Origin of the sequence: Bradyrhizobium sp. Mp27, assembly GCF_029953005.1 — a bacterium.
Classification (GTDB): domain Bacteria; phylum Pseudomonadota; class Alphaproteobacteria; order Rhizobiales; family Xanthobacteraceae; genus Bradyrhizobium; species Bradyrhizobium barranii.
Map to the genome: position 1 here is coordinate 1 of NZ_JASAUS010000292.1, position 5,335 is coordinate 5,335.

6 protein-coding genes are annotated in these 5,335 nt (G+C 56.3%); 3 read left to right on the top strand and 3 right to left on the bottom strand.

Annotated features, from left to right (window positions below; all coding sequences use genetic code 11):
- The first annotated feature begins 590 nt into the window (after positions 1 to 590).
- A complete protein-coding gene (locus tag QJT78_RS48105; protein ID WP_049808080.1) occupies positions 591 to 1,097 on the top strand; it encodes a hypothetical protein in 507 nt (168 codons plus the stop codon).
- A 29-nt stretch (positions 1,098 to 1,126) separates the two neighbouring features.
- Here the strand turns inward: QJT78_RS48105 and QJT78_RS48110 are convergent, their stop codons facing one another.
- From QJT78_RS48110 to QJT78_RS48120, 3 genes are all read right to left on the bottom strand, one after another.
- A complete protein-coding gene (locus QJT78_RS48110) occupies positions 1,127 to 2,008 on the bottom strand; it encodes a hypothetical protein (RefSeq protein WP_049808081.1) in 882 nt (293 codons plus the stop codon).
- 95 nt (positions 2,009 to 2,103) lie between these two features.
- Positions 2,104 to 3,054: a nucleotidyl transferase AbiEii/AbiGii toxin family protein gene (locus QJT78_RS48115; RefSeq protein ID WP_038945625.1), complete on the bottom strand. Its 951-nt coding sequence runs from the start codon at positions 3,052 to 3,054 to the stop codon at positions 2,104 to 2,106.
- Entirely contained in the window at positions 3,044 to 3,637 is a 594-nt protein-coding gene (locus tag QJT78_RS48120) for a hypothetical protein (RefSeq protein WP_038945626.1), read from the bottom strand. Before QJT78_RS48120 ends, QJT78_RS48115 begins: the two co-directional genes overlap by 11 nt.
- 196 nt (positions 3,638 to 3,833) lie before the next feature.
- Here QJT78_RS48120 and QJT78_RS48125 point away from each other — a divergent pair, with 196 nt between their 5' ends.
- Together QJT78_RS48125 and QJT78_RS48130 are read left to right on the top strand one after the other, a co-directional pair.
- The gene (locus tag QJT78_RS48125; RefSeq protein ID WP_038976597.1) at positions 3,834 to 4,892 is read left to right on the top strand and encodes a hypothetical protein; all 1,059 of its coding nucleotides are present in this window, start codon (positions 3,834 to 3,836) and stop codon (positions 4,890 to 4,892) included.
- A gap of 10 nt (positions 4,893 to 4,902) precedes the next feature.
- Positions 4,903 to 5,157 (top strand): hypothetical protein, encoded by a 255-nt coding sequence (locus QJT78_RS48130; RefSeq protein WP_028154617.1) that lies wholly within the window; start codon positions 4,903 to 4,905, stop codon positions 5,155 to 5,157.
- Positions 5,158 to 5,335: the final 178 nt, after the last annotated feature.

Consider the following 5,335-nt stretch of genomic DNA (forward strand, 5'->3'; position numbering starts at 1 on the left):
CGCCCTCCCGACGCAACGACAAAACCGTAAAGCCCCGCGTTCAGCATAACCCGGCAGGAATCCACTTAAATCCAGCGGGGCGCTGTCCAAACAACCGGGGCCAGCTCTCTGCTTGACGCGAGGGGCCAAACCTGCGCGGCAAATTCAGGTCGGCCTGTCATGATCATAAAGCGAACGGCACGATCTGCTTTGCCCGGCTGGTGCCAACGCGTGGCGAACGTGATGATATCGTCTCGTACGAGATCCCAAAAATGCGGGTGCAGCGCGGAAGATCATCTCAGCCGCTAGCATCGGATCGATAGGCAAGGCGAGACGCACGGCGTGAGCGACGACTTCCGCGCCGTTACTCTCTCGCGATAGCCGTTCGGCGGCGAACAAGACTGACTCTTCCCACGAGGGGCGGTCCAAGACGGATGCGCGCAATTCTACGCGGGCACCGGCATCACCGTTTGCCGCCGCCTTCATCAATTCGGCAACGCGGCGGCTCGCATACCATTCCTGAAATTGCTGATGTTGGAACGCAACGCCGTCTCCAGAGCGCATCAATAGGTGGTGGCTCGTCAAGGCTTCTAGGACTGTAAGCGGCTCAAATGGAGCCGCAATTTGGCTGCTCTCTCGCAGTCTTGCAGTTGTATCTGCCACGAAACGGCGCGCGTCGGCCTCAGGTAGCCGAACGACTCCACGCTGTCATCCGTCAGCTTCGGGAGAGGCGGGAGGAGCGCCCCACGCTCGAAGTCGAAGACGAGTACGACGTTCAGGATCTGTTTCACGCGCTGCTGATCATTTATTTCGACGACATTCGAAAAGAGGAGTGGTCTCCGAGTTATGCCGGAGGTGCTTCACGCATGGACTTCTTGCTGCCGGAAGTCGAGTCGGTGGTTGAGATCAAGATGACACGGCCCTCTCTGACTACGAAGCAGCTCGGCGAACAACTGACCGTCGATGTCGCGAAGTACAAGCAGCATCCGATGTGCCGCAGCCTCTACTGTGTCGTGTACGACCCGGCAGGACGTACTTCAAATCCCCGCAGTGTTGAGAACGACTTAAGCGGCGACAACGAGAAAATGACTGTTCGCGTGATGATCGTGCCGAGATAAGTCTTGAAGGCTTGTTGGAAGCAGGGCGATTAGGCTGCTGTGACCGGCGGGCCGGGCGGCATCTTTCGCTTGTAAGCCCCGCAGTGCTCGACGATCGGACAGGTCGGGTTTTCGGGCTTCTCGAACCATTGATAAGCGAAGCATCGTCCGCTATTGAAGTCGAGGGGTTCCGTTGGATCGAGGTATCTGATCAGAATGCGCCCCTCGACGAAGCCGCAAACCTGCTGCACGAGGGCGGATTTCAAAGTCGAATTGAGCAAGTGAAAGATGACGCCGGTAAAGGCGTTGATCTTCTCGATCGCGTCATCGATCCAGGCAAAGACATCATTGATGATATATGCGTTTCCGTGCTGTCGCATGCCTGTATGCATGTAGCTGACAGAGCCCGTATTATGATCCAGCGAACATCCGCCGGTGGCGAGGTGGGTCAGCTCATCGCGCCAATAGAGGAGACCATTGTACCAGTGAGCGGAACGGATCGCGTCCTTTAGCTCTTCAGGAAAACCGCCGGTCACCTTATCTATGTTCTGAAACAGCTTTCTTGTGGAGCCCGGAAATGACCGTGAGCCCTTGCTGTAAATGGCATGCAGGACCTTCACGGTGCAGTCGACCGAGGAGTAGAGCTCAAGGACAGCCGCTTCGATAACGGTTGACAGTTCGCGAGAGTTTACGGCTGGCGTAAACCCGTTCTTGTTGAGTTGATCTCGGTCGATATCGAGGCCAGGTCTCAATTTGACGGCTAAGGCTCGGAGTGTGATCGCCTTTTCGAGATGCGTAGCGACGCCGCTCACGGCACGTCGGTCACGGTCGGAAAACTTGTAGGTCTCTCCGTAAAAATTGGCAAAGCGGTCGACCTCGCCCCAGAGTTCAGGCGCAAAAACGCGGACGGTCGGTAGCGTTTGCGGTGCCATGCTCGACAAAGGCTTACCACAAAAGGAATGGCTTGTGCCGGGTTGGCTGCGGGCGTTTCGGAGGGTGATTATCCAACGGCGCTGCGCTCTGAAGGCTATAACTTGTCAGCCCACTTGCCGATCTCGGCAAGTATCTGCTCGAACGTCGGCTTGCCCGCATAGTAGAGCGCGCTGCTGCGCTCATAGGCGTCCGCGTACTGTGCGCGCGTCTTGGGATAGCTCAGAAGGATGGCCTCGTTCTCAGCGATGTTCTGATTGTCGCCTTGGCGAAAACGTGCCTGTTTGTGAGCCGTGTAGGCTCCCGTGCCAATGAATTTCTGAACGTCGGGCTGCTTGAGCAGCTCATGGATATCGTAGTAGTGACGCATGAACCCGACCGGATCGCTGCCATCCGCCTGCTGCTTGCGGAATTTCGTCGAGACGGTCTGAAGCTTTTCAACGAAAGTATAGCCGGCGTCATAGCAAGGCACCTCCGTGGCGCGGTTGTCGATGACGTCCACGTTGCTTGCAGCAGCCCGGTCGTAGAGCCATGAACTGATGTCTTTTGGCGCGTTCGGAGCCACGGTGTCGAAACCGACCTCCAGCAGAACGCCCTCCCGGAGTCCTTCCATGGCCTCCACGACCGTCGTGTAATTCAGCTTGATGCCGGCGCTGCGATAGTTCGGCAGATCGTCGAACTCAGTGTCGCGCTCGACATTCGAGATGCCGTCAATCCTGATCTCGCCAGCCAGCCAATCGTAGAAGTCCTTGCGTGACTGGATATGGGCCGGCTTGTTCTGGTTCTTGCCGGTCTTTACATCCTGGCCGGGGAACGGTTCGATCAGGATGTCGATGTCCTCCGAAAACCGGCTGATGATCTTGTGGCCCTTGGAAAGCGACGTGCCGCCTTTGAGCTGGAAAATGAAGCCCAGCTCATCAAGTCCGTAAAGGCAGTGCATGATCCAGTAGTCCTTTTCGACCAAGGCCGGATCAATGCCCTTCTCGTCCGCCACAATCCGGATGAGATCCGCAAATTGCGGGTGATTGTGGAGGAAATCACGCGGCATGCAATTCGCCCGCTCTCAGCGCGCGCTCAAAGAACTTCTTGGCGCGCTCGCTTCCATATTCGCGCACCGCACGACGCAAGCGCCTCTGATCGGATGCCGCGGCGCGCTCCGCCACGCGCTTGAGAACTTCGTCCTTGGCCTCGGCAAGCTGATCGACGTTGTTAACGAGATCGACCAGCAAGAATTCCTTTGTCAGTGATTTTGGAAAGCGTGGCTTCACCCGAAAGGCGAACGTGCGATTGCCGAGCTGAAACTCGCCATGACGCTTGTGATTGTAGACCACGGTCTTGTCATAGAGCTGCGTCGTGCCCACGCCCAGACTGTTGTAGGCATTCGGCGACGCCAGGAGAAACGTGTCGTCCTTCAGGAAAGCGCTCACGACATCCTTGTCAGCTGCCGGCGCCAGACCGAAAGCCGTTTCCTTCGGATACACGTACAGGCCGCCCGAGAGCTTCTTGAGGGTGCCGCTTTCAACAAGCTCCTTGAGATGCCGATCGACAGACGTCGACCAGCGGGCCAGATCGGCCCGCCGATAGGCCTGTCCCGGCTTCAGATGCCGCTTGAGTTCATCGAGCTTGGTCATGCCTGGCAATATAGACCAAAAAGGGCCGATTTGCAAGTTGTTTCATTGAAAAATCATGCAAGTATGATCCTATCTATTTGTTTATATGGTATAATCACCGTTGTTGCGATGTGCTGTATCCCTGATTCTTACCGTTTGAGCAACGAGATGCCACAATGAAGTTCGATTCGCTCCTGGACCGATTAAGCGCGCCGCCATGGCCATATTCACCCGCCGCCGCATTCAGGCAATGTTGAACGATCTGCGGCCCCTGCTCGACGGCAACAAGCGAGCCGATCTGGTCGCGCGATTAAACAATAAGCGCGTCGAGCAGGCCTTGCCGGCGGAGATGGAATTGGCGCTGGTTTGGGCGATGAGGGATTTCGACTGCTTGGAGGTCGAACCGGCGTGGTGGGTGAATGGAAAAAAGCCGGATGCCTATGTCGAGGGCCTGCTGCCGGATAGGCCCGCGGTCGTTGAGATAGCGTCCACCAACGACAACTCCATCTCCGGCCAACAACTCATGGATCGATGTTCGCAGACCATCGTTGCCCACGCCAATACGATCAAAAAGGGATTTGGCGACTATCTGTACTTCCGATTTGCCGAGACGACCGAGATTGAGCGCGGAATCAGAATGCGCGGGATCGCCGCGCCGAAGCGTTACATGTTATCTGACGCAGCGAAGGCGCTTATCAAGGAATGGGTACTGTCGAACAATGAGCCGCTTCAACATCTGAGAGTTGAGGAGAGCGGCTTATGTGTCGAGATCGAGAAGAAAAATTACAAGCAGATACGGTATCACAACTTCTGGACCTCGCGACCGCCGCGCGTCTATTCCGAGACGGACAATCCGATCTACAATGTCCTTAGCCAAAAGCTGTCACAAATCGAAGGGGCGCCCGAAGGGACATATCGGATCATCTTTCTTTCAGAGATCGGATCGAGGACCCTGGACGAATTGGGCGCGCCATTCCCGAACGTTAACGAGCGGAATGCCACCGCGGAAAAGATCATCCGCCGGTTTCTCTCCGACAAGAAAGGGCGCGTCGATGCTGTCGTGGTCTTCGTGCCCAAAAAGGATTATCGACTATTTTCTCAGGAGCCAAAGCGAAGCTGGAAGGCCGTCGTCTTTTGGGATGTTGAAACCCCTGGCCTCCTGGACAGCCTGCGCAAGATCGAAGCAACCCTGCCACTTCCGCGGTTCAACTGGCTCTCAGGCGCGGTCCCTCTTCAGGCAGGGCGCCTTCGCTCCGGAGCAGCGCGGATGGTATGAAGGTGTAAGCATGACGTCGACCGGTAACGACATCACGTATCGTATGTCCAGTCGCGCCTTCCAGGATTTTCTGGCAGGTCGCATCACCGAGGAGCAGTTTCGCCATTTTCTTGGCGATGCAGAAGGCGGCTCGACCGTAGGCAGATTTCTGGATCAAGGCTTTATGATTAGCGAGATAACTTTCGAGAAGGGCAGCGTTGACGAAGACGATGACACGCTGGTTCTTCGCTTCTCAAAGGACCCGGCCGCGCAATCCTTCGAGTAGAACTAAGACCTGCCTGTACTTAGCGAAAGATCGGCGTGAATGAGCCGGCGGAGGTCTGCGGATTGAAATCTAGTACCCGGAATCAGAGCTGAGTGATACGGCGGCCTTTGAAACGGCGTTGACGGACCTTTTTCTTGGTCCAGACGAAGGGCTCGGCTCTGTCGTTGTATGCGTTGAC